Source organism: Prevotella sp. P2-180, from assembly GCF_002251435.1.
Classification (GTDB): domain Bacteria; phylum Bacteroidota; class Bacteroidia; order Bacteroidales; family Bacteroidaceae; genus Prevotella.
In genome coordinates, this window is the sequence record NZ_NPJI01000082.1 from 14584 (window position 1) to 38620 (window position 24037).

Consider the following 24037-nt stretch of genomic DNA (forward strand, 5'->3'; position numbering starts at 1 on the left):
AGGTAGTTTTTTGCACTGAAAATTTCTTTAAGATGACAAAAATATCTTTTGTTGGTAAGAGGCGACCTTAACCGCATATTTTTCACTAATCGCAGGCATAAAAGCCACTTTTGTGTTTACCGAAACTAAAATTTAGACTTGTAAAAAGCAGTTAGACACAAATAATCTGCTGTGTATCAACAAGATAATCGCTATGATTATAGATGGCAATTTAGATCTTATTTCTAGTCGTATTTCTCGGAAAATTTGTATTTTTGCAGACAAAAAGCATAAAGGAATTATGTTATGAAAAATTTTCACATTCACATCAGTTCATTGATTATTGTGGCTTTGGTGTTTATGTCGTCTTGCCAACACAAGCCTAATACCACGATAGCACAAGCATTGCTACTGGCAGGAGAACACCCGGATAGTGCCCTCGCACTCCTGAACAACATGCAGTTCAGTGAACTGGGCAAGTCTGAACAGGCAAAGTACGCTGTTGTGTACACAATGGCACAAGATAAGTCGGGGTTGGATGTGGACGAAGATTCGCTACTTCGCATTGGATACAACTGGTATGAAAAGCATCCCGAAGATTCCCTTTATGCAAAATGCCAATACTATATGGGAAAATACTATATGCTAAATGATAGCACGGAGTTTGCCATCCGTTGTCTATATCGCTCATATAAAGCGTCTGAAAAGATAGACGACATCCTTACGGAATGCCTTGCTTTGGAAAAACTTTCGAAAGTAGAGAAGATGACGGATGCCCAACAAGCTTTGCTTCATGCAAGAATGGCTATTGACAAATGTGAAAGAGATACGAGAACATCACTTGCCAATAAGATTTACTTCAGGTTGAACCTATGTGAGGCCCTTGAGTTTGCTGATAGCTCTGCTATAGCCCTAAAAGAATGTAAAACAGCTTTGAGCTTGGCAGAAGAATTAGGCGACTCACTAGTTTTTGCTGATACCTATCAAGACATGTCGCGGTTCTTTCATGATGTAGGAATGTACCAAAAGGCACTTACTTGTGCAAAGGAAGCCTATTTATATAGGAAATCGATGTTTGATACTTCGAACGCCCTTGCCCTAGCAGATGCATATTGTGATGTTGATTCAACGCTACAGGCAAAAGAAATTCTTGCAAAGGTCAGTAAAGATTCTCATGCTAGCCGACACCTTATTTATTATATCAGATGTAAGGCGGCAATAAGAGAAGGACAAATACAACCGGCTATTGTTTGCCTTGACTCGTCAAACTACTATTTAGACAAAATGTACTGTACAACCATGCAAGTCAAAAATGACTATTATGTCTCTGTTCTGCAAAAAGAAAAGGAAGAAGCAAGATTGCAAGGTGAGATTACATCGCAAAAAACTGCAACAGTATTGACGGTTGTACTGGCACTAATTGTTATCATTTTTGTACTCTACATATATAATACCAATAAGAAGCAAGCAAAACAAAAGGCTGCAATGGCAGAACAGCTCCATGCGCAAGAACTCTCTCACCGAGATATTCAAATTTGCACTATGAGGAATTTTCTTCTAAAGAAAATTGATATAATGGAAAAGATAGAGTCAATGAGAAACGAGAAAGAGAAACACATACACATATCAGAAGATGATTGGAATGAAATAGAAGTGTTTTTAGATAGCGTCGAGAATCTCTTTGTGTCAAGATTAAGAGCGCAGTTCTCGGGATTGACGAAGAAAGACCTACGACTGATGATGCTGCTCCGTCTTAAAATGCCACAGAAGGCACTTGCACTAATCTATGGTATCAGCGAGAAAGCAATTAAGCAGAAACTATTTCTCTACAAGGCAAAAGTAGGCATAGAAAAAGAACAAAAATCTCTACGAGAATTCATGGAAAACTACTAAAATCAGTAGCAAAACTTCAAATTTAGACCTATATTTTTCTGGGGAGGATATATAATACGTTGATTATCAGTAAATAATAAAAATGTTACAAAATTAAAGAATTAGACCCAATTTCTTTGCTGAGCGTTTGGAATTGACGTAACTTTGCACCGAATTTAACAACAAACGAAATCAGCATGAAGAAAATTATCATTTTTACATTATTGTTGTTACTAACAACATTGCCCTCTACAGCAAAGGGCATAAAGACCCATATGGACGGGATGCGGCAACATGGTGGTGCACGCAGTGCTATTCCTTCAGTAAAATGGTTGACCAAGAGTCTGCATATGTTACATTATAAAATTATGAAAATATATAGCATATTAAGTGTTATCTTAGTTACGTTATGCTTCTTTGCATGTAAGAGCAATAAAGAAAATGAGTATGAGCCTGAGTATGAGCCTCTGACTATAAAAAATTATGCAGAGGTATCCTTGGGTGATACGACAAATCTCATAATAACTGGTGGCAGTGGAAACATTATTGTTGAAGGAAACGACAAAGTGGACATTTCTACAGCTCAGAATGACAAACAGAAAATCACTCTTATCGGCAAGGAAATAGGTACTACTAACATCTTCGTACGAGATAAAATCACGAACGAGTCATGTAGCATTGAGGTAAATGTGATTTTCCCATTTCTTACGTTGAACTTTGAAAAGGAGGAAGGAAACCATCTCAATATAAGGTCAAATAGCTTATTCGTATTGGTTGCAAGTGAGGATAGCATATGTTACGCTTTTAGCTATAATAACATGCAGTTTAAATATAATGACATACCAATTATGAAAGGAATATACCATATATCTCAAAATGGAACCATGTTGTCTTTCGACTTAAAAGGAGGAAATAGTACCTTCGAACATACCTTTAAGTTAAAAAACGATAATGTTGCATACCTTCTGTCAAACATGTCAAGCATAAACAAGCTACCGAAAACCTATTTAACGGCAAGTTTTACAGACATAGAAACGGGCATTGACTTTCCGCATGTGTTCATAGGAAATAAAGTCTACAAGACTTTACCAAAAAGAGAGTAGAAGGTCGTATGATAGAACTTCTTTTTCGATAGCATTGTTTATGTCTGAAATAATTGCTACATAAGCAACATTATTGAATTAAATTCAGAAAATACGTATTTTTATTCGTTTGTTATCGCACAATCCAAACGACATGAAACAGTGGCACGCCACCATTTCATGTCTCAGTACCATTTTGTTTGCATACTCCACCGCAAGAAAGAAGTCATTGATGTAAACCCCAACGACCACTTTCATGCTTGGCTACACAGCCTTTGTCACACTTGTGACATAACGGATATGTTGTTTAAAGCATTGTTCTCTTGGATATCCCTCCTATTCTATGATATCAATCCATTTATGTCGATTTTGTATATTAATGCTTGGGGAGATTTAACTTTTGATATGAACATCAACATATATATAGGCAGATATATGATGCGGTCGGCTACACGGAGATTGTCATTACACAATACGAAAGCCTGGTTTATGTTGTATTCTGATGTGTTCAATACATTGCGCAAGGCATTGTGTCGTTCGTATGCCTTGCCTGACTTTACTTCTACAGGTATAATCCCTGTATCATTCTCCAACAGAAAATCAAGTTCGCCTTGCTTCTTGCTGTTGAAATAATACAGAGGATAGCCATGGGCATGTAACTCTTGCGCCACCACATTCTCATAGATGGCACCGTAATTGATATTGACATTTCCCTGTAATATCTGAAGCTGTATCCCATCAGCATATTGACAGGCAAGAAGCCCTACGTCATTCTGGAATAGCTTAAACAGATTTCTCTGTTCGCTGAGTTTCAGCGGTAAACATGGTTCGGAGACATTATATGTGGGCAAAGCCATATCAGCATCTTTCAGCCAAAGGAAGTCATTCTCGTGCCGTGAAAATGTTTTGTGTTCATTCAGCCTTTTGAGAATGAAACGTTTGTTCTTGGCATTTAGTTCTGACGGGATAAGTTCGAAAATCTCATTGATATATAATTTTTGAATGGAGTCGTATCTACTGATATCACGCTTGTAAAGTGTCAGGATGTCTTGTTGCTCTTGAAATACACGCTGCATATTGTTGGTGTCTATGTATGCCTGCACTGCTGCCGGCATTCCTCCCACGATAAGATAGAGATGAAACAATTGCATCATCTTGTCGTGGATAAATCCATCCACTGGCTTATGGTTTTCCCAACATTCACGTATGGAGTCAATAATTCGGTCACTTATTCCTACTGCACGTATGAACTCCTCGAAGTCAAGCGGAAATAGTTGGTATTCTGACATATAACCAACTGGTACGGAACGAATGTCCTTTAGCTCAACGCCAAGCAGTGAACCGCTGAGGGCATATTTGTAACTGCCATCATCTACAAGCGCTTTCACCCATGTCATAACGTCCGCACACTCTTGCACCTCATCAAAGAACACAAGAGTCTTGCCTAACTCCAAATTTACATTTGAATATGCCGAAAGACGTATCAGCAAGTCCTTGACATCTCTTGTACCCTTAAACAATGCCATACTGTCTGGTTGAAGCAGGAAGTTCACTTCCACAAGGTTAAGACCATTATTCTTGGCATATTTTCGGATAGCATACGTCTTGCCCGACTGTCGTGCGCCAGTCAGGAATAGAGCCTTTCGTGAGCTTTTGAAATGCTCCTCAATAACAGTGTCAATCTTTCTTTTTATCATACAAATGTAACTTTTTCAAGGTATTTTACCCTCATTTATGTAACTTTTCCAAGGTATTTTACCCCTGTTTGTGTAACTTTTCCAAGTTTTTCTGCTGCAAAGATAAGGTTTTCCCTTGAATAATCAATAAAAATAATGAGTAAATCATTCATTATTTACATATCTTTAACGGACATAATTTTTGAAGTGGTCTTCTGTTGTCTTTTTTGTCGAAAATTACATTGGCAACTGCAAGGTGAAGACGGTTTGCTTAAGAGGTGTGGATGACACTGTGATGGAGCCGCCGTGAAGTGAGGCTATTTGGCGGCAGACACTTAGGCCGATGCCTGAGCCACTGGGCTTTGTGGTGAAGAAGGGGACGAAGATGCGTTCGAGCACTTCGGGCATAATACCGCAACCATTGTCCTCAACATTAATTGTGATAATGTGTTGAGGCTTTTCCGCTCTTGCTGAAATGGAGATGTTTTTGTCCTCGATATCCCTTACCGCTTCTTCAGCATTTTTCAATAGATTGATGAGCACTTGCTCAATCTGACTGCGGTCGATGCGTAGAATTTGTTCTGTGTCTTGAATGTAGAAGTGGAAGAAAGGGGCAGGGAATAATTGCTGGAGGTCGGTGATAAGCTCTCCGAGCTTTACGTCGGTATATTGTGGAGAGGAGATATATTGCAGTTTGCGGTAGTTTTCCACGAAGTGCAGAAGTCCGCTGCTTCGCCTGTTTATTGCCTGCAATGCCTGCGTGATGTCGTCTTGGGATAATGACTCGTCTTTCATACCCTCAGTGAGTGTGTCGCTCAACGAGATTATTGGCGTAAGGGAGTTCATTATCTCGTGGGTGAGCACTCTTACAAGTTGTTGTTGTGCCTCGCTTTCGCTCCTCTGCACCACATAGTGAATGTTTTGCAAGGAATAAAGTTTATAATAGAATCCTTTGTCAAAGAAATTGGTAGTGGTTATTGAGTATTCTCTTTCCACTACATCATTCCCGTTTCTTACTCTAAGCCTTGCCATTTTCTTGGCTCCCGCACGTAATTCGAGCATCATTTGCGGCAAACTGCTGTTGACAGGCGCAAGGTCGGTGATGTCATATATCCTAAATCCGCAGAGACTGTTGATGGCAGTGCGGTTCATCCAATGTATATGTCCTTTGTCGTCAGTCACTATGAGGCAGTCGCCCACGGTATTGAGCAATGTGTCGAAATATTGGTATTGCGATTCCTGTTTTAGTGTCTTCTCCCTGAACTCATTCACCACGGCATTGATTTCCTCGGCAAGCAGACGCTCTTCTCCCTGCAGTTTGTCGAGAGCAAAATGCAAGGTGAAGTCGCGCATTCGGATGGCATGTATCATCTGTCTGAGGCGACGTATGCTTTTGTTGTAAAACGGATTCAAGTGTAAGAACATAAATTAGATTCCAAGTTTGTCAATCTTGCGATATAATGCGAATCGGGTGATACCGAGCAGTTCGGCTGCCTGTGTGAGATTGCCGTTGCTCATTGACACTGCACGCTTGATGGCATTTCTCTCCAGTTCCTCAAGGTTGAGAGACATCTGGGTTTCAGTCGTTTCCCCGTTATTAGGAGATTGTAAATCATGAGTGATCTGAATGTCAGAAGCAGACAGTGTAGAGGAATTGCTGAGCACTATGGAACGCTCGATGCAGTGTTGCAGTTCGCGCACGTTTCCAGGCCAAGAGTGTTTGAGCAACTTTGCTCGTGCGTCATACGACAATCCTACACCTGACCTGTCATATCTCATGGCAAAGATACTGAGAAAATGTTCTGCCAAGAGGATAATGTCCTCACCACGATCGCGCAATGGAGGGATATGTAGTTCGATGGTGTTGATGCGGTAGAATAGATCCTGACGGAATGTTCCTTCGCTTATCCTTGCCGCAAGGTTGGCATTGGTGGCAGATACGATTCTTAAATCCACTTTCTTTGTCTTTGATGCACCAATACGTGATGTCTCCTTTTTCTCAATCACAGTGAGCAATTTCTGTTGCATTTGCATTGAGAGATTACCAATCTCGTCAAGAAACAGCGTTCCGCCGTCAGCCTGTTCCACACGTCCTTCCTTGGCATTGCGTGCATCTGTGAAGGCACCCTTCTCATGTCCGAAAAGTTCGCTTTCGAATAGAGTTTCGGGAATACATCCAAGGTCGATATTCACAAACGGTTTGTCTGACCTTTGCGACAACTGATGTATGGCATGAGCCACTACATCCTTGCCGGCTCCGTTCTCGCCGGTGATGAGTACATTGGCATCCGTAGCCGCCACTCTTTTTATTTGCTCTTTCAGTTGGCGCATCGCGTTACACTCGCCGATAAGGTTGGGGAATGAGATTTGCTTTTCAGATACTTTGCCCTCAAGAGAGCGTGATTGCCTGAGTTCGATGGCACTCCTCACAGTGTCGAGCAGTTTCTTTCTATCCCATGGCTTTGGTATGAAATCCACCGCACCGGCCTTGATGGCTCTTACCGCCTTTTCGGTATCGACGTAAGCGGTGATGAACAGCACCACGCTCCTTGGGTCGTGCTCCAATATGCGTGCGAGCCATTCATATCCCTCCTCGCCGCTGATGGCATCGCGATGGAAGTTCATGTCGAGTATGATGACATCGGGATGGTACGAATCCATAAACTCGACGATACGCTCAGGATTGGCTGTCACTCTCACTGCCTCCACGTATGGCTTGAGCAGCATGTTGAGCGACAGAAGCACATCCTCGTTGTCGTCCACGACGAGTATTCTTCCTTTGGGACATTCTATAGTATTCATCACTATGACTAATATATTTTATAATGTATTTACACTCTTATTATCTCAGCATAATCATCCTTTCGAGAATCAAGCGCTTGAAGCGGCGCTTCATATCGTCGGGCAAGAAAGAGGCGTTGATGAGGTCTATCCATTTGGGGAACGCGCGACGGAACTTCTTTGCCATATTGTCAATCACTTTCTCGCTCAGCCCTGATAGCAACATGGCCTTCACAAAGTCATTTCGGCGCAGCTTGCGCTTCTTGCCGTTTAGTGTGAGGGCGAGTTCCTCTGGGTCGTCGGGGATGACGAGCGTTGTCGAAAGCAGATCGTAGGCGGGAGTGAGTGTATAGCCCCTGCCGGTGTTATAGAGCGAGAAGTTCTTGAGGTGCATGTCTGAGTTGCCTGTCAACCACGAGAACACCACCACTTCCCAGTAGTTCACGATGTCGAGTTGCGGTACGGAAGAGTATCTGCTTATCACCTTCGCTATCTGTTCATACGACCCCTTGTATTTATATTCCGTCAACCTTTCCGACAGCTGGCACATGTCCTCCATGGCCACCTTGCCGCCGTCAGGAGTCCGGTCGATGCGTCTGGTGATATAGCACAGTTCGCCATCGGCAAAACGTATCATGCCGTGTGGTACCACTGCAATGCGTGCCGCCTCGGCAAGGTGCATCGTGAGGTCTTCTATCTCAGGCAGGCAGCGATAGCGGTCGGTTTGCGGTTTGAGTATAAACCGTCCCCAAAGGCCCACGATGGTGAAACGGTCGGGTTCGTTCTTTCCGCCGCGGTTGACGTCGAGCGACAGTTTTGCCTGCACACCAGTAAGTGTGGTCTGGCTGCGCACCACCTGTTTGGCGAGCTCTCCGATGTCGTCTCTCACGTAAGGCAACTGCGGCGGTGTGCTCACTCCAAAGAGTTTTCGCGAGCATGCGGGGTGGTAGTCCCTTTGTCCTTCCCTCAATTCCTTATAACAATACAGGCATTTCATTCCTCTTCCTCCGATATTACGCTCACCGCCCCGATGCAATCCTTGCAGCATGCAAGTAATAGCGACATACGGTCGCGCTGATTGATTTTCCAGTTGTTTTCGGCAATGTTCAGAAGCCATCCCTCGGGAATCAGTCCGTCGAAGAACGGAAACAGCACCTTATCCCTATACTCCTCTCTACGCAGAGGAATAGTGAGGCTTATTGCCTCGGCTCCCTCTGAGTCGAGATACTGGTCGAGATAACGGAAAGAAAATCCGTTCTCGTCTTCCGTCAGCACTCCAGCTTCCCTGTCGTGCATATATATCTTAGCTTTCTTCATTCTTCACTCTTCATTCTTCACTCTTCATTCTTCATTCTTCATTTCCTTAGCCCCCACTTCATGTCCGAATAGCATCAAGACCTGATTGACTTTGTCCATCCGAAGCGTCTGCTTGCCCTGTTCAAGTTCGCGTACAAACCTTAGCCCTACGCCTGCCTTGGCAGCGAGGTCTTCCTGCGTCAAACCATGCTCCTTGCGCATATCCTTGACGAATATTGCCAATTGCATATCCATAATAAATGTGTTTATTATACCTTATCGGGTGCAAAAATAATAAAAATTGCACATACTACACCCGATAAGGTATAAAATATATAAATATTTAACACAATTATACCACTTCGGGTATAATCCATTCATTTTTCACTCCACATTATTTATAGCAGTCTACGGGAGAAATAGCGTACGGGATACCATACCGCAGCGTAGCCTACGGCAAGCACGGTGATGAAAATCAGGATGACATCTTCGGGATGGACACTCACCGGATAGCTGTCGATGATGAAAGAGCCACTTGAGCGGCCAAGACCTACCAAGCCCCACTGCTGCTGTATCCAGCACAAGAGCAGGCCTACGGCTATGCCTGCCAAGGCTCCAAGGGTGGAAATCATACGGCCCTCAAAGAGGAAGATACGCACTATCTGACTGTCGTTTGCTCCAAGATTCCTTAGCGTCACCACGTCGTTGCGCTTGTCGATTATCAACATCGAGATGCTGCCAATGAGGTTGAAGCATGCCACTACGAGGATAAAGGTAAGGAAGATGTAGGCTATGAGCTTCTCTATCTTCATTATCTTAAACGTGTCTTCCTGCTGCTCATAACGGTCTAAGACCCGGTATTTTCCCTCGCCTATCTTGTTCATCTCCGCCTTCACGCCGTCGAAGTCGCTTCCCGGCTTCAGCCTTAGCTCTACGGCCGACACCATACCCTGCTGTGCAAAGAGGTTGCGGGCGAAGGCTATGCTAGTCAGTATGTAGTTCTTGTCGTATTTGCCCTGTTTTACACAGAAGAGTACGCCAGGCGAGTAGAGATTGCCCTCAACGAATCCGTCTTGCGGATTGGCAAGGTTGAGCTGTCCCTCACGTTTTGGAGCATAGATTTTCAGTTCGTTCTGAAAGGTGTAACCCATGCCAAACCTCTCAGCAAGGCGTATGCCCACAATGCCATAGTGCATGTCGGCAGCATGGAGGCAATACTCGCCATCGCCTTCGAGTATTTCCCTGATATGGGTAAGGCTGTCGAAATTGTCTTCCACACCCTTGATTTTCACCATGGCCTGTCGTCCGTTGTATGTGGCGAGTGCCATGTCTTCCACTATTTCCGTTGCCACTTCCACTTGCTTGAGGCTACAGATGGTCTTTAGTGTAGGGTCGTCTGCCGCCACGGTTTTTCCACTCACGGGGACTACCTTCAGTTGTGGGTCGAATGTGGTGAAGAAAGACGCTACGAGGTCGTGGAATCCATTGAACACACTCAACGTAACCACCAGCGCCATAGTTGCCACCGCCACGCCGACTGCACTGATGGTGCTGATGATATTTATGGCATGAGTACTCTTTTTTGAAAAGAGATAACGTCTTGCGATATAAAACGGGAAGTTCATTCCTTATTCTTCAATAGTTCGTCGATGCGGTCGATGTAATCAAGTGAGTCATCTATGAAGAACCGCAACTCTGGTATGATGCGCAGTTGGTATCTCACTCTTGTACCGAGATCGTAGCGTATTGTTTTCTCGTTGGCTTTGATATTGTTGAGGATTTCCTCTCCCCTCTCGCTTGGGAATACACTGAGGTATGCCGTGCAGACGCTGAGGTCGGGAGAGACCTTGGTTCTCGTGACCGACACCATTACGCCGTGCATGGCTCTTGTCTGCTGTTGGAATATTAAGCTGAGTTCCTTTTGCAGCAGACGCGCTATCTTGTTTTGTCTTGTTTCTTGCATAGAAATGAATTGTTTAAGTTTCTATATTGCCAAACAAATGGAGGTTTCTTAACTCCTAAAAGTGGGGGTTATGCCTCGCCTTTTGAGAACGGGGCAATGGTGCGTGGCTCTTGGTTTGGCAACTTGATTGGTCCGAACTCACGCTCATATCTTACTATGTTCTCCTGAAGTGCGAGCAGAAGGCGTTTTGCGTGCTCGGGAGCCAGTATGACGCGGCTTTTCACTTGCGCCTTTGGCACACCGGGAAGAAGTCTTGCGAAGTCTACCACGAAATCGCTGCTTGAATGGGTGATGATGGCCAAGTTGGCGTATTCGCCTTGTGCTATTTCGGCGGGCAATTCTATCTGGAACTTGCCGCCCTGTTCGTTGTTGTCGTTCATTGTCAATTATTGTCTTTTAAAGTTTATTCGGATTATTATAGAGTAAAAAGGAGTTAAGACAACAGCGCTAACATCTCAAAAAAATGTCTTTGGGCGCAATATCGTCTTAACTCCTTTGCTATTTATTTTCCAGACTTATCAGTCACGATCGGCTTCCGCCACTTCGTCGTCGGCAAAGTCAAGCACGTTTTTGCGGTTTGCCTGCATGCGCTCATACTCTTCCTTTGAGCCTACAACGAGTTTCTCAAACTCGCGCAGACCGGTACCGGCTGGTATGAGGTGACCGCAGATGACGTTCTCCTTCATGCCTTCCAAATGGTCTACCTTTCCGCGGATGGCTGCCTCGTTCAGCACCTTTGTTGTTTCCTGGAACGATGCTGCCGACATGAAGCTCTTGGTCTGAAGGGCTGCACGCGTGATACCCTGGAGTATCTGTGTTGATGTGGCTGCCACGGCGTCGCGCACCTGTACAAGTCTCAAGTCGCGGCGGCGGAGAAGGGAGTTCTCGTCACGCAGCTTGCGGGCTGTGACTATCTGGCCAGGCTTGAGGTTCTCGCTGTCGCCGGCGTCGGTCACTACCTTCTTGCCCCAGATGCGGTCGTTCTCCTCGGCGAAGTCGAGCTTGTCTACCACTTCCTGCTCAAGGAACGAGGTGTCGCCCGGATCGTTGATCTGAACCTTACGCATCATCTGGCGAACGATAATCTCAAAGTGCTTGTCGTTGATCTTCACACCTTGCAGACGATACACGTCCTGAACCTCGTTGACGATATACTCCTGAACGGCCGTCGGACCCTTGATGGCAAGGATGTCGGCTGGAGTGATGACACCGTCAGACAATGGAGTTCCGGCACGTACGGCATCGTGTTCCTGCACCAGGATCTGCTTCGAGAGCGAAACGAGATACTTACGCTGCTCGCCAGTCTTTGAGGTGACGATAATCTCACGGTTACCACGCTTAACCTTACCCATGGTGACCTCACCGTCGATTTCAGACACGACAGCCGGGTTAGACGGGTTGCGGGCCTCGAAGAGCTCGGTGACACGTGGAAGACCTCCGGTGATGTCACCACCCTTAACGGCGGCACGTGGTATCTTCACGAGGGTCTCACCTGTCTTGACCGTCTGGCCGTCTTCTACCACGATATGGCCTCCCACAGGGAAGTTGTATGTACCGATCTTCTCTCCATTGACGTCGATGATGTCGCAGGTAGGCACCTTTGACTTGTCTTTCGACTCTGTGATGATCTTCTCGGTAAGACCGGTGGTCTCGTCGGTCTCGGCACGGTAGGTGATACCTTCCACAACATCGTTGAACTTCAGTATACCTGCATATTCCGTCACGATGACAGCATTGAATGGGTCCCACTGTGCAATCTTCTCTCCCTTAGGCACGATGTCGCCCTGCTTGTGGTAGAGAGAAGAACCGTAAGGCACGTTCATGGTAGAGAGAATAATCTTGGTATTAGGGTCGACGAATCGAACCTCGCCAAGACGGCTGACTACCATCTCGCACTTTCTTCCGTCTTCGTCAAACGGCACGGTGCGGAGTTCCTCAAACTCGAGCAAGCTGTCGTTCTTTGCCACGATAGAGGCGTTGGCTGCAGCGTTGGCTGCCACACCACCGGCGTGGAACGTACGGAGAGTAAGCTGTGTACCAGGCTCACCGATGGCCTGGGCGGCGATGACACCCACTGCCTCACCCTTCTGTACCATCTTTCTTGTAGCGAGGTTGCGTCCATAGCACTTCATGCAGACTCCGTGCTTGCTTTCGCAGGTGAGCACCGAACGAATCTCGACGCTTTCGATTGGCGAGTCTTCTATTTCCTGTGCCACTTTTTCAGTGATTTCCTCACCGGCAGCCACAATGAGTTCGCCGGTTGTAGGATGTATGATGTCGTGTACTGACACACGTCCGAGTATTCTTTCAGACAAGGTAGAGATTACCTCGTCGCCGTTCTTCAGTGCTGTGCATACCAATCCGCGCAATGTACCGCAGTCTTCCTCATTGATAATCACGTCGTGAGAAACGTCTACAAGACGACGTGTGAGGTATCCGGCATCGGCAGTCTTCATGGCGGTGTCGGCAAGACCCTTACGGGCACCGTGGGTGGAGATGAAGTACTCGAGCACTGACATTCCTTCCTTGAAGTTCGAAAGAATTGGGTTTTCGATAATCTGTGCTCCCTCGGCACCTGCCTTCTGAGGCTTTGCCATAAGACCACGCATACCTGAAAGCTGACGAATCTGGTCCTTAGAACCACGGGCACCGGAGTCGAGCATCATAAACACGGCGTTGAAGCCTTGGTCGGCCTCTGTCATCTCCTTCATCAAGACGTTGCCCAGGTCGTTGTTGACGTGGGTCCAGGTGTCGATTACCTGGTTGTAACGCTCCGTGTCGGTGATGAATCCCATGTTGTAGTTCTCGGTAATCTGGCGCACTTCCTCGTTACCACGCTCCACGAGAGCTTTCTTTTCCTCTGGAATGATGATGTCGTCGAGGTTGAACGAAAGTCCGGCAAGGTATGCCATGCGATAACCAAGGTTCTTGATACCGTCGAGGAACTCGCATGCCTCGGCGAAACCTACGGTCTTGATTACGTCGGCAATGATGTCGCGAAGGCTCTTCTTTGAGATAACTTTGTTCACGTAGCCTACTTCATCAGGTATGATGCCGTTGACAATAACACGTCCGACAGATGTCTCTACCATCTTATCCACAAAGTTGCCATTCTCGTCGCGGTCCTTCACAACCACCTTCACAAGTGCATGGAGGTCGCAACGACGCTCGTTGTGTGCGATGATGGCTTCTTCGGGTCCGTAGAATGTAAGGCCCTCACCCTTTGCGCCTGGACGTATCTTGGTGATATAGTAAAGACCGAGCACCATGTCCTGAGAAGGCACGGTGATAGGTGCACCGTTGGCGGGGTTGAGGATGTTGTGGCTCTGAAGCATCAGTATCTGTGCCTCGAGCACTGCCTCATTGCTCAATGGGAGGTGAACAGCCATCTGGTCGCCGTCGAAGTCGGCGTTGAAAGCGGTACATGCCAGCGGATGGAGCTGGATGGCCTTGCCTTCGATAAGCTTTGGCTGGAAGGCCTGGATACCAAGACGGTGAAGTGTAGGAGCACGGTTGAGAAGCACTGGGTGACCCTTCATCACATTCTCAAGAATGTCCCAGATGACCGGTTCCCTGCGGTCGACTATCTTCTTGGCGCTCTTCACTGTCTTCACGATACCGCGCTCGATGAGCTTACGTATGATGAACGGCTTGTAGAGCTCGGCAGCCATCAGCTTTGGCAGACCGCACTCTCCCATCTTAAGCTCAGGACCAACGACGATAACCGAACGGGCTGAATAGTCTACACGCTTACCGAGGAGGTTCTGGCGGAAACGTCCGGCCTTACCTTTCAGCGAGTCGCTCAACGACTTCAGCGGGCGGTTGCTCTCGCTCTTCACGGCACTGCTCTTGCGGGAGTTGTCGAACAAGCTGTCGACAGCCTCCTGCAGCATACGCTTCTCGTTGCGGAGGATTACCTCTGGAGCCTTGATTTCCACAAGGCGCTTCAGGCGGTTGTTACGTATAATGACGCGACGATAGAGGTCGTTGAGGTCGGAGGTGGCGAAACGGCCACCGTCCAGGGGAACGAGCGGTCGCAGTTCAGGAGGTGTGACAGGGAGAATCTTCATGATCATCCACTCCGGACGGTTCACGTCCTTGCTGCCACGGAAAGCTTCCACTACCTGAAGGCGCTTGAGGGCCTCGTTCTTACGCTGCTGCGAAGAGTCGCTGTTGGCTCGGTCGCGAAGCTCGTATGACAGTGAGTCGAGGTCAAGACGGATGAGCAGGTCGTAGATAGCCTCGGCACCCATCTTGGCAATGAACTTGTTAGGATCGCTGTCTTCGAGCAGTTCGTTGTCCTGTGGTATCTTGTTGTCGACTATGTCGTTATACTCGTCCTCGGAAAGCAGGTCGTAGACGTTGGAGCCAATGGCGTCGTTGCCTTCGCTGTCTTTCTTTCCGGCCATAAGACCTGGCTGGATAACGACATAACGCTCGTAGTATATGATAGCATCGAGCTTCTTGGTAGGAAGTCCGAGAAGATATCCAATCTTGTTGGGCAGTGAGCGGAAATACCATATATGAGCCACCGGCACAACGAGCTCGATATGTCCTGTGCGCTCTCTTCTCACCTTTTTCTCAGTCACCTCGACACCGCAACGGTCGCACACGATGCCCTTGTATCTGATACGCTTGTACTTACCGCAGGCGCACTCATAGTCCTTCTGAGGACCGAAGATGCGCTCGCAGAACAAACCGTCGCGCTCAGGCTTGTAGGTACGATAGTTGATGGTCTCGGGTTTTGTCACCTCGCCGAATGAGCTCTCGAGGATTTCCTCCGGTGAAGCCAGACCGATGGTAATTTTGGTGAAATTACTCTTTATCTTTGATTCTTTCTTAAAAGCCATATTCTTTTATTTTAATGTGTCAACTCGTCAACTTCTCAACTTAATCCAATTTGATGCTAAGTCCAAGACCCTTCAACTCGTGAAGAAGCACGTTCAGTGACTCGGGGATGCCTGGAGTTGGCATTGGGTCGCCTTTGACGATAGCCTCGTATGCCTTGCTTCGTCCTACCACGTCGTCGGACTTGATGGTGAGAATCTCCTGAAGTACGTGGCTTGCGCCGAATGCCTCAAGAGCCCAGACTTCCATCTCTCCGAAACGCTGGCCACCAAACTGTGCCTTACCTCCGAGAGGCTGCTGTGTGATGAGTGAATACGGACCGATGGAACGTGCGTGCATCTTGTCCTCAACCATGTGACCGAGTTTGAGGAAGTAGGTGATACCTACTGTGGCCGGCTGGTCGAAACGCTCTCCGGTCTCACCATCGTAGAGGTAGGTTGAACAGAGATGTGGAAGCCCGGCCTTGTCGGTCCATTCTGCCAGGTCTTCGAGCTTTGCACCGTCGAAGATTGGTGTTGCAAACTTCACGCCGAGTTTCTTTCCGGCTGCGCCGAGAATGGCTTCGAATATCTGTCCGAGGTTCATACGAGAAGGCACGCCAAGAGGGTTGAGCACAAGGTCTACAGGACGGCCGTCCTCGAGGAATGGCATGTCTTCCTGACGAACCACCTTCGACACGATACCCTTGTTACCATGACGACCTGCCAGTTTGTCGCCCACACCTATCTTACGTTTCTTTGCCACATATACCTTGGCCATCTGGAGTATGCCTGAAGGCAGCTCGTCGCCGATGGTGATGGCAAACTTCTTCCGCTTCATCTCTGCATCGAGAAGCTTGAACTTCTTCATGTAGTTGATGATGAGCTGGGCTATCAGACTGTTCTTGTGGGCATCATCGGTCCAGTTGCTGATTTGTATGTCACCATACTCCAGGTTGCGGAGGTTGGTCTGTGTGAACTTGGAGCCCTTGGTGATGATTTCTGCACCAGTATAGTCTTTTACACCATTCGACACCTCGTCCTCAGTGAGTTCGAGCAGCTTGTCGATGAGTATGTCCTTGATGTCCTCGTTCTTTGCAGCATATTCCTCGTCTATCTTTGCGAGTTTGATCTTGTCCTGCTGCTTTGTCTGACGGGTCTTTATGGCTCGTGCAAAGAGCTTCTTGTCGATAATCACACCTGTAAGTGACGGATTGGCCTTCAGTGAAGAGTCCTTCACGTCGCCTGCCTTGTCGCCAAAGATGGCGCGAAGCAGTTTCTCTTCTGGCGACGGGTCGCTCTCGCCCTTTGGAGATATCTTTCCGATGAGGATGTCGCCTGGTTCTACTCGGGCTCCGACACGGATGATACCGTTTTCATCAAGGTCTTTTGTAGCTTCCTCGCTGACGTTTGGTATGTCGCTTGTGAACTCCTCTACTCCACGCTTTGTCTCACGCACGTCGAGAGAGTATTCGTCCACATGTACCGAGGTAAGCACGTCGTCGCGCACAATACGCTCGTTGAGCACGATGGCGTCCTCGTAGTTGTAACCCTTCCATGGCATGTAAGCCACAAGGAGGTTGCGTCCGAGTGCGAGCTCTCCATTCTCGGTGGCATAACCTTCGGTGAGAATGTCGCCTGCCTTCACACGCTGCCCTTTGCTGCAGATAGGACGCAGGTCGATGGTCATATTCTGGTTTGTACGGCGGAACTTCGGTATTCGGTATTCCTTCAAGGCGGGCTCGAAACTTACGAATTCCTCATCCTCCGTACGGTCGTAGAGTATACGGATGGTTGTCGCGTCTACATATTCTATTACTCCTTCGCCCTCTGCCGTAATCATCGTACGGGAGTCTTCGCATATCTGCTTCTCAATACCGGTACCCACGATAGGAGCCTCGTTATGGAGCAGTGGCACTGCCTGGCGCATCATGTTTGAGCCCATGAGTGCTCGGTGGGCGTCGTCGTGCTCGAGGAACGGAATGAGAGAGGCTGCGGGAGATGCTATCTGCTGTGGAGAAACGTCTATTAGGTCGACGTCTGCTGGAGGAACAACCGGGAAGTCGGCGTCCTGACGACACTTCACCACTTCGCGGATAAACGTACCATCGTCGTTCAGAGGTGCATTACCCTGACCTATTACGTGGTTCTCTTCTTCCTCTGCTGTGAGGTAGATGATGTCGTCGTTATTTAGATTGGCCACACCATTCTCCACCTTGCGGTATGGAGTCTGGATGAATCCGAGATTGTTGATCTTTGCGTATACGCACAGAGAGGAGATAAGTCCGATGTTTGGACCTTCAGGACTCTCGATAGGACAGAGGCGTCCGTAGTGTGTATAGTGTACGTCACGCACTTCGAAACCGGCACGCTCACGCGACAGACCACCAGGTCCAAGGGCTGAGAGACGACGCTTGTGTGTCACTTCTGCCAGAGGGTTGGTCTGGTCCATGAACTGCGAAAGCGGGTTGGTTCCGAAGAATGAGTTAATGACGCTTGATATGGTCTTTGCGTTGATGAGGTCTGTAGGAGTAAACACCTCATTGTCGCGTACGTTCATACGTTCGCGGATTGTACGGTTCATACGTGCCAATCCTATAGAGAACTGGTTGCTTAGCTGCTCGCCTACAGTTCTTACACGACGGTTGGAGAGGTGGTCGATGTCGTCGACGGTAGCCTTCGAGTTGATAAGCTGAATGAGATACTTGATGATCTCTATGATGTCTTCCTTTGTCAACACGCGTACCTCCATATCGGTGTCAAGACCAAGTTTCTTGTTGATACGGTAGCGACCCACGTCTCCCAAGTCATAACGCTTGTCGGAGAAGAAGAGGTTCTGTATAACCTCGCGGGCGCTGGCATCATCGGCAGGGTCAGCGTTACGCAACTGTCTGTAGATATACAACACGGCTTCTTTTTCCGAGTTTGACGGGTCTTTCTGAAGTGTGTTGAATATGATGGAATAGTCCTGTGCCGTAGTCTCGTCCTTGTGAACGAGGATGGTTGCGGCATTGCTATCGAGTATATCTATCACGTTGTCATCGGTGATTTCGGTCTCACGTTCCATAATCACCTCGTTACGTTCAATTGATACTACTTCGCCGGTGTCCTCGTCAACGAAGTCCTCGTTCCAGCTTTTCAGCACACGGGCGGCAAGTCTTTTACCGATAACTTTCTTAAGACTGGACTTATTGACTTTCACCTCTTCAGCCAAGTCAAAAATCTGGAGAATGTCCTTGTCAGCCTCAAAACCTATGGCACGCAACAATGTAGTAACAGGCAACTTCTTCTTACGGTCGATATAGGCGTACATCACGTTGTTGATGTCAGTGGCGAACTCTATCCACGAACCCTTAAAAGGAATGATTCTTGCAGAATAGAGCAATGAGCCGTTAGCGTGTACACTTTGTCCGAAGAACACGCCAGGAGAGCGATGCAACTGTGACACCACGACACGTTCGGCACCATTTATGACAAAGGTACCATTGGCTGTCATATAAGGAATAGGGCCAAGGAAAACGTCCTGGATGACAGTACCGAAATCCTCATGGTCGGGATCGGTGCAATAAAGTTTCAACTTAGCTTTCAGAGGTACGCTATAAGTCAGACCACGCTCCAAGCACTCGTCGATGCTATAACGTGGCGGGTCGATATAGTAATCCAAGAACTCAAGAACGAAATTATTTCTTGTATCGGTGATAGGGAAATTCTCTGCGAATACCTTATACAAACCGTCGTTCTTGCGTTCCTCAGGTGGTGTGTCCAACTGTAGGAAGTCTTTGAATGACTTTAATTGCACGTCAAGGAAATCCGGAATAGGCATCGGATTCTTTACGCTGCCGAAATTTATTCTGTTGTCTATTACTTTAGAAGCCATAAATAATAATATGTCTATGGAAAGGGACTACAAAGAGTCCAAAAAAAATTGCAACCTTCGGGCGGTAAGCCCTCAAGTAATAAAAGAGAAGGTGTTCGTAATGAACACAAAAAGGTTAAGAATCTTCTACTTAAAGATTCTTAACCAATGTGTATCAATGATGTTCTGAATTACTTCAGCTCTACAACAGCACCAGCTGCCTCGATGGTCTTCTTCAGGTTCTCAGCCTCGTCCTTAGACAGACCTTCCTTCAGTGTAGAAGGAGCACCGTCTACCAATTCCTTAGCTTCCTTAAGACCAAGACCGCAAGCCTCCTTAACAGCCTTTACAACCTGCAGTTTAGCTGCGCCTACTTCCTTGAGGACAACATCGAAAGATGTCTTCTCCTCAGCAGCCTCAGCAGCACCTGCTGCAGGACCAGCAGCTACAGCAACAGCTGCAGCGGCGGGCTCAATTCCATACTCGTCCTTCAGGACTGTTGCCAACTCGTTTACTTCTTTTACTGTAAGATTTACCAATTCTTCAGCAATAGCTTTGATATCTGCCATTTTATTTTAATTTTTATTTGTTTTTAATTTTGTTAATTTATGACTTTAAGTATTATTCAGGACGCTCGCCTAAAGTCTTCAGCACACCATGGATAGTGTTTGCTCCTGACTGAAGAGCAGAGATAACGTTCTTTGCAGGAGACTGCAGCAGGGCCACAACGTCTGCAATGAGCTCGTTCTTGCTCTTGAGAGCAGCCAGCTCCTCAAGTCTGTCAGCACCAACGAAGATGCTCTCTTCTGCATATGCAGCCTTAAGAGCAGGAATGCCTTCCTTGGTGTAATCCTTAAGTAACTTAGCCGGAACATTTGCCGTATTTGCGAACATTACGGCAGTATTGCCCTTCAGACTCTCATACATCGGAGAAAAATCGATGTCAGATGCCTCGAATGCCTTGTGAAGAAGAGTATTCTTCACAACCATCAGCTTTATCTCGCTCTTGAAGCACTTACGGCGCAGTTCGCTTGTCTTTTCAGCATTCAAACCTGTAAGGTCAACAAGGTAAAAATGCGGATATTCCTTAAGCTTCTGTCCGAGTTCTACGATAATAGTATCTTTTACTTCCTTTTTCATTTTACTAAACTTTTAACGAGTTATTCAACTGATTTAGGATCTACCTTGATACCCTTACTCATAGTGCTTGAAATAAAGATACTCTTCAGATATGTACCTTTAGCAGCAGCCGGCTTGAGCTTGATGATGGTCTGGATGAACTCCTTTGCGTTCTCATAGATCTTCTCAGGCGAGAAAGATACCTTACCGATTGAAGCATGTACAATACCAGCCTTGTCAACCTTGAAGTCAATCTTACCCTGCTTAACCTCTCTTACAGCCTTTGCAACATCCATTGTCACAGTGCCGCTCTTGGGGTTAGGCATAAGACCACGAGGACCGAGGATACGACCGAGAGCACCAATCTTACCCATGCAAGACGGCATGGTGATGATGACGTCAACGTCTGTCCAACCTCCCTTAATCTTCTCAACGTATTCGTCGAGACCAACATAGTCAGCTCCAGCTTCCTTAGCTGCAGCTTCAGCGTCAGCAGTACAAAGACAAAGTACGCGTGTCACCTTACCGGTTCCATTTGGCAATGATACCACACCACGAACCATCTGGTTAGCCTTGCGTGGGTCAACACCAAGACGCACGTCAATATCCAAGGATGCGTCGAACTTGGTAGTGGTAATCTCCTTTACCAGTTCTGCAGCTTCCTTAAGAGAGTATGCTTTCCCTGCTTCAACCTTGTCAGCCACCAACTTTTGATTTCTTGTCAGTTTACTCATTTTTTGAATTGAAGTTTAAAATTATTTACCAGGGAACTCCCCTTGTACAGTAATACCCATACTTCTTGCAGTACCTGCGATCAGCTTCATAGCCGATTCTACAGTAAAGCAGTTCAAGTCAGCCATCTTGTCTTCTGCAATTGCCTTTACCTGGTCCCAAGTAACACTTGCTACCTTCTTGCGGTTTGGCTGTGCAGAACCGCTCTTCACCTTGGCTACCTCTTTCAGCTGAACAGCTGCAGGAGGAGTCTTGATGACAAAGCTGAAAGACTTGTCTGCATAGTAGGTGATAACAACAGGAAGAATCTTGCCTGCCTTATCCTGGGTTCTGGCGTTAAATTCCTTGCAGAATCCCATAATATTTATACCCTTTGAACCAAGTGCAGGTCCTACTGGGGGTGAGGGATTTGCAGCGCCACCTTTAATCTGTAATTTGATTAATCCAGCAACTTCTTTAGCCATTTCTGTTTTTAATTTTAAATTGTTAAGCAGCGGTCGTATTGTCCACTGCCGTGTATAAAGGAACTAACGTACCGTAACAAATTACGCCTTATTCCTTTTCTACTTGCGTAAAACTTAACTCGAGAGGTGATTTCCTTCCGAATATCTTAACCATAACCTTCAGTTTGCGTTTTTCAGCGTTCACTTCCTCAATGATACCACTGAAACCGCTAAATGGACCATCAACCACCTTGACAGCATCTTCCACATTGTAGGGAACTGCTACATCGGCTACCTCGATGACTGACTCGTCAGCTGAGCCGAGAATGCGATTAATGTCAGCTTGTTTAACAGGAGTCGGATTATCCAAACCTCCGAGAAATCCCAAGACATTGGGCATGAAACGAAGAGTATGAGCTACTTCACCCTGAAGTTTTGCCTGGATAAGAACATAACCTGGCAAAAAGAGCTTCTCCTTGATAACTCTCTTTCCATTGCGAAGAACAGCATACTTTTCAGTCGGGAGCAAAATCTCTCCTACATTGTCCTTAAGCACGTCGTTGTTGACTATTGCTTTTTCCAAGTATTCCTTAACCTTTGCTTCCTTACCACTAACGGCACGAAGAACGTACCATTTCATTTCAGTCTCAGACATCTCGAAAAAAAATTAATTAGGATAAATAGAACTCATAACAAACTTGAATACCAAATCCATTGCCCACACAACCAATGCAATGACTAGGGAAGCAGATAAAACAACCACTGCACTATGTGTAAGCTCACGGCCTGTAGGCCAAGTTGTCTTGTGCGCAAGTTCATCGTAACACGCCTTGCAATAATTAACGAATTTATTAAACATATTGTTATTCTTTTAGCACGGGAAGGAGGACTCGAACCCACGACCCTCGGTTTTGGAGACCGATGCTCTACCAACTGAGCTATTCCCGTAGATAGTTCCCGGAACAAAACCGGGAACTTGTATTATCGTGCAAATTAATCCTCGATAATCTCTGTGATCTGACCAGCACCTACTGTACGTCCACCTTCGCGGATAGCGAAACGGAGACCTACGTTCAGGGCAACAGCGTAGATAAGCTCTACAGTGATAGTTACGTTATCACCAGGCATTACCATTTCTACGCCCTCTGGCAGAGTGATTTCACCTGTACAGTCCATTGTACGGAGGTAGAACTGTGGACGATACTTGTTTCCGAATGGAGTGTGACGACCACCTTCTTCCTTCTTCAGAACGTAGATCTGAGCCTTGAACTTCTTGAAAGGCTTAATCTGTCCTGGGTGACAAAGCACCATACCGCGCTTGATTTCCTTCTTGTCGATACCACGGAGAAGAAGACCTACGTTGTCACCAGCCTGACCCTCATCGAGCAGCTTGCGGAACATCTCAACGCCAGTTACGACTGACTTCTTGTCTTCACCAAGACCGAGGAGTTCAACTTCATCACCTACGTGGATAACACCAGTCTCGATACGACCTGTTGCTACAGTACCACGACCTGTGATTGAGAACACGTCCTCAACAGGCATAAGGAATGGCTTGTCGGTATCACGTGGAGGCAGTGGAATCCAGTTGTCAACAGCATCCATGAGTTCCATAACCTTTTCAACCCACTTGTCAACGCCATTGAGAGCACCAAGAGCAGAACCGCGGATGATAGGAGTGTTGTCGCCATCATACTCATACTGATCGAGCAGTTCGCGCATTTCCATCTCAACGAGTTCAAGCATTTCCTCGTCCTCAACCATATCACACTTGTTCAGGAATACAACCAGCTTTGGCACGTTCACCTGACGAGCGAGCAGTACGTGCTCACGAGTCTGAGGCATAGGACCATCAGTTGCAGCTACTACGATGATAGCACCGTCCATCTGAGCAGCACCAGTAACCATGTTCTTTACATAGTCGGCGTGTCCCGGGCAGTCTACGTGTGCGTAGTGACGGTTAGCTGTCTCATACTCGATGTGAGCAGTGTTGATGGTGATACCACGCTCTTTTTCCTCAGGAGCGTTGTCAATCTGATCGAATGACTTGATTTCCTCTGTACCGAAGCCCTTCTCGTGAAGAACCTTTGAAATGGCAGCGGTCAGAGTGGTCTTACCGTGGTCAACGTGACCAATTGTACCAATGTTTACGTGTGGTTTGGTACGGACAAATGTCTCTTTTGCCATAGCTTTTCTTGTTTATTTTAATTTTAATGAATAATCTGTTTGATGTTTATTATTTAGAGCTGTATCTGAGAGTTGAACTCAGGACCTCTTCCTTACCAAGGAAGTGCTCTACCACTGAGCTAATACAGCAACAGAGAGCGGAAAACGGGGCTCAAACCCGCGACCCCCAGCTTGGAAGGCTAGTGCTCTATCAACTGAGCTATTTCCGCATTTCTAAAAAACCTA

The 24037-nt window shown here is 46.7% G+C and carries 20 protein-coding genes and 3 tRNA genes; 2 read left to right on the top strand and 21 right to left on the bottom strand.

Annotated features, from left to right (window positions below):
* The first annotated feature begins 285 nt into the window (after positions 1 to 285).
* Entirely contained in the window at positions 286 to 1872 is a 1587-nt protein-coding gene (locus tag CIK98_RS11400) for a hypothetical protein (protein ID WP_094384351.1), read from the top strand.
* A 347-nt stretch (positions 1873 to 2219) separates the two neighbouring features.
* The gene (locus CIK98_RS11405) at positions 2220 to 2954 is read left to right on the top strand and encodes a pilus assembly protein N-terminal domain-containing protein (protein ID WP_172409920.1); all 735 of its coding nucleotides are present in this window, start codon (positions 2220 to 2222) and stop codon (positions 2952 to 2954) included.
* Positions 2955 to 3274: 320 nt separating this feature from the next.
* Here the strand turns inward: CIK98_RS11405 and CIK98_RS11410 are convergent, their stop codons facing one another.
* The 21 genes from CIK98_RS11410 to CIK98_RS11510 all read right to left on the bottom strand — a co-directional run bounded on the left by CIK98_RS11410 (position 3275) and on the right by CIK98_RS11510 (position 24021).
* Entirely contained in the window at positions 3275 to 4630 is a 1356-nt protein-coding gene (locus CIK98_RS11410; protein ID WP_094384353.1) for an ATP-binding protein, read from the bottom strand.
* A 216-nt stretch (positions 4631 to 4846) separates the two neighbouring features.
* On the bottom strand, positions 4847 to 6034 hold the full coding sequence (locus CIK98_RS11415) for a PAS domain-containing sensor histidine kinase (protein ID WP_094384354.1): 1188 nt from the start codon (positions 6032 to 6034) through the stop codon (positions 4847 to 4849).
* A 3-nt stretch (positions 6035 to 6037) separates the two neighbouring features.
* Positions 6038 to 7411 carry a sigma-54 dependent transcriptional regulator gene (locus tag CIK98_RS11420; protein ID WP_094384355.1) on the bottom strand — a complete coding sequence of 458 codons (1374 nt, stop codon included), beginning with the start codon at positions 7409 to 7411 and terminating at the stop codon, positions 6038 to 6040.
* 40 nt (positions 7412 to 7451) lie between these two features.
* Positions 7452 to 8387 (bottom strand): HipA domain-containing protein, encoded by a 936-nt coding sequence (locus CIK98_RS11425; RefSeq protein ID WP_094384356.1) that lies wholly within the window; start codon positions 8385 to 8387, stop codon positions 7452 to 7454.
* Positions 8384 to 8707 (bottom strand): HipA N-terminal domain-containing protein, encoded by a 324-nt coding sequence (locus CIK98_RS11430; protein ID WP_094384357.1) that lies wholly within the window; start codon positions 8705 to 8707, stop codon positions 8384 to 8386. The genes CIK98_RS11425 and CIK98_RS11430 overlap by 4 nt, the downstream gene beginning before the upstream one ends.
* A gap of 24 nt (positions 8708 to 8731) precedes the next feature.
* Positions 8732 to 8935 (bottom strand): helix-turn-helix transcriptional regulator, encoded by a 204-nt coding sequence (locus CIK98_RS11435; RefSeq protein ID WP_371683268.1) that lies wholly within the window; start codon positions 8933 to 8935, stop codon positions 8732 to 8734.
* A gap of 149 nt (positions 8936 to 9084) precedes the next feature.
* Entirely contained in the window at positions 9085 to 10311 is a 1227-nt protein-coding gene (locus tag CIK98_RS11440; RefSeq protein WP_094384359.1) for an FtsX-like permease family protein, read from the bottom strand.
* Complete coding sequence (gene rbfA, locus CIK98_RS11445; protein WP_094384360.1) at positions 10308 to 10649, bottom strand: 30S ribosome-binding factor RbfA; 342 nt, start codon at positions 10647 to 10649, stop codon at positions 10308 to 10310. Before rbfA ends, CIK98_RS11440 begins: the two co-directional genes overlap by 4 nt.
* A gap of 68 nt (positions 10650 to 10717) precedes the next feature.
* Positions 10718 to 11029 (bottom strand): DUF3467 domain-containing protein, encoded by a 312-nt coding sequence (locus CIK98_RS11450; RefSeq protein WP_094384361.1) that lies wholly within the window; start codon positions 11027 to 11029, stop codon positions 10718 to 10720.
* A gap of 138 nt (positions 11030 to 11167) precedes the next feature.
* A complete protein-coding gene (rpoC, locus tag CIK98_RS11455) occupies positions 11168 to 15499 on the bottom strand; it encodes a DNA-directed RNA polymerase subunit beta' (protein WP_094384362.1) in 4332 nt (1443 codons plus the stop codon).
* 40 nt (positions 15500 to 15539) lie between these two features.
* Complete coding sequence (gene rpoB, locus CIK98_RS11460; RefSeq protein WP_094384363.1) at positions 15540 to 19352, bottom strand: DNA-directed RNA polymerase subunit beta; 3813 nt, start codon at positions 19350 to 19352, stop codon at positions 15540 to 15542.
* Between the two features lie 170 nt (positions 19353 to 19522).
* Complete coding sequence (rplL, locus tag CIK98_RS11465) at positions 19523 to 19900, bottom strand: 50S ribosomal protein L7/L12 (RefSeq protein WP_094384364.1); 378 nt, start codon at positions 19898 to 19900, stop codon at positions 19523 to 19525.
* A 52-nt stretch (positions 19901 to 19952) separates the two neighbouring features.
* Complete coding sequence (gene rplJ / locus CIK98_RS11470) at positions 19953 to 20471, bottom strand: 50S ribosomal protein L10 (RefSeq protein WP_094384365.1); 519 nt, start codon at positions 20469 to 20471, stop codon at positions 19953 to 19955.
* A gap of 20 nt (positions 20472 to 20491) precedes the next feature.
* A complete protein-coding gene (rplA, locus tag CIK98_RS11475) occupies positions 20492 to 21184 on the bottom strand; it encodes a 50S ribosomal protein L1 (protein ID WP_094384366.1) in 693 nt (230 codons plus the stop codon).
* 21 nt (positions 21185 to 21205) lie between these two features.
* The gene (gene rplK, locus CIK98_RS11480) at positions 21206 to 21646 is read right to left on the bottom strand and encodes a 50S ribosomal protein L11 (RefSeq protein ID WP_094384367.1); all 441 of its coding nucleotides are present in this window, start codon (positions 21644 to 21646) and stop codon (positions 21206 to 21208) included.
* Between the two features lie 88 nt (positions 21647 to 21734).
* Positions 21735 to 22280, bottom strand: coding sequence for a transcription termination/antitermination protein NusG (gene nusG, locus CIK98_RS11485; RefSeq protein ID WP_094384368.1), 546 nt, complete (start codon positions 22278 to 22280; stop codon positions 21735 to 21737).
* A 12-nt stretch (positions 22281 to 22292) separates the two neighbouring features.
* Positions 22293 to 22484 (bottom strand): preprotein translocase subunit SecE, encoded by a 192-nt coding sequence (secE, locus tag CIK98_RS11490; RefSeq protein WP_094384369.1) that lies wholly within the window; start codon positions 22482 to 22484, stop codon positions 22293 to 22295.
* A 16-nt stretch (positions 22485 to 22500) separates the two neighbouring features.
* Positions 22501 to 22573 (bottom strand) — tRNA-Trp (locus CIK98_RS11495).
* Between the two features lie 45 nt (positions 22574 to 22618).
* On the bottom strand, positions 22619 to 23812 hold the full coding sequence (tuf, locus tag CIK98_RS11500; RefSeq protein ID WP_094384370.1) for an elongation factor Tu: 1194 nt from the start codon (positions 23810 to 23812) through the stop codon (positions 22619 to 22621).
* A gap of 57 nt (positions 23813 to 23869) precedes the next feature.
* Positions 23870 to 23941 (bottom strand) — tRNA-Thr (locus tag CIK98_RS11505).
* 7 nt (positions 23942 to 23948) lie between these two features.
* Positions 23949 to 24021, bottom strand: a tRNA-Gly gene (locus CIK98_RS11510).
* Between the last annotated feature and the right edge of the window lie 16 nt (positions 24022 to 24037).

Bases quoted from the DNA above. Each gene is read 5' to 3' on its own strand.
- CIK98_RS11420 (WP_094384355.1), bottom strand. From the start codon at position 7,411: ATGAATACTATAGAATGTCCCAAAGGAAGAATACTCGTCGTGGACGAC.
- rplK (WP_094384367.1), bottom strand. From the start codon at position 21,646: ATGGCTAAAGAAGTTGCTGGATTAATCAAATTACAGATTAAAGGTGGC.
- CIK98_RS11425 (WP_094384356.1), bottom strand. From the start codon at position 8,387: ATGAAATGCCTGTATTGTTATAAGGAATTGAGGGAAGGACAAAGGGAC.
- CIK98_RS11435 (WP_371683268.1), bottom strand. From the start codon at position 8,935: ATGCAATTGGCAATATTCGTCAAGGATATGCGCAAGGAGCATGGTTTG.
- CIK98_RS11405 (WP_172409920.1), top strand. From the start codon at position 2,220: ATGAAAATATATAGCATATTAAGTGTTATCTTAGTTACGTTATGCTTC.
- CIK98_RS11440 (WP_094384359.1), bottom strand. From the start codon at position 10,311: ATGAACTTCCCGTTTTATATCGCAAGACGTTATCTCTTTTCAAAAAAG.
- rplJ (WP_094384365.1), bottom strand. From the start codon at position 20,471: ATGAAAAAGGAAGTAAAAGATACTATTATCGTAGAACTCGGACAGAAG.
- rbfA (WP_094384360.1), bottom strand. From the start codon at position 10,649: ATGCAAGAAACAAGACAAAACAAGATAGCGCGTCTGCTGCAAAAGGAA.
- CIK98_RS11400 (WP_094384351.1), top strand. From the start codon at position 286: ATGAAAAATTTTCACATTCACATCAGTTCATTGATTATTGTGGCTTTG.
- CIK98_RS11450 (WP_094384361.1), bottom strand. From the start codon at position 11,029: ATGAACGACAACAACGAACAGGGCGGCAAGTTCCAGATAGAATTGCCC.
- tuf (WP_094384370.1), bottom strand. From the start codon at position 23,812: ATGGCAAAAGAGACATTTGTCCGTACCAAACCACACGTAAACATTGGT.
- rplL (WP_094384364.1), bottom strand. From the start codon at position 19,900: ATGGCAGATATCAAAGCTATTGCTGAAGAATTGGTAAATCTTACAGTA.
- CIK98_RS11410 (WP_094384353.1), bottom strand. From the start codon at position 4,630: ATGATAAAAAGAAAGATTGACACTGTTATTGAGGAGCATTTCAAAAGC.
- rpoB (WP_094384363.1), bottom strand. From the start codon at position 19,352: ATGGCTTCTAAAGTAATAGACAACAGAATAAATTTCGGCAGCGTAAAG.
- rpoC (WP_094384362.1), bottom strand. From the start codon at position 15,499: ATGGCTTTTAAGAAAGAATCAAAGATAAAGAGTAATTTCACCAAAATT.
- rplA (WP_094384366.1), bottom strand. From the start codon at position 21,184: ATGAGTAAACTGACAAGAAATCAAAAGTTGGTGGCTGACAAGGTTGAA.
- nusG (WP_094384368.1), bottom strand. From the start codon at position 22,280: ATGTCTGAGACTGAAATGAAATGGTACGTTCTTCGTGCCGTTAGTGGT.
- CIK98_RS11430 (WP_094384357.1), bottom strand. From the start codon at position 8,707: ATGAAGAAAGCTAAGATATATATGCACGACAGGGAAGCTGGAGTGCTG.
- secE (WP_094384369.1), bottom strand. From the start codon at position 22,484: ATGTTTAATAAATTCGTTAATTATTGCAAGGCGTGTTACGATGAACTT.
- CIK98_RS11415 (WP_094384354.1), bottom strand. From the start codon at position 6,034: ATGTTCTTACACTTGAATCCGTTTTACAACAAAAGCATACGTCGCCTC.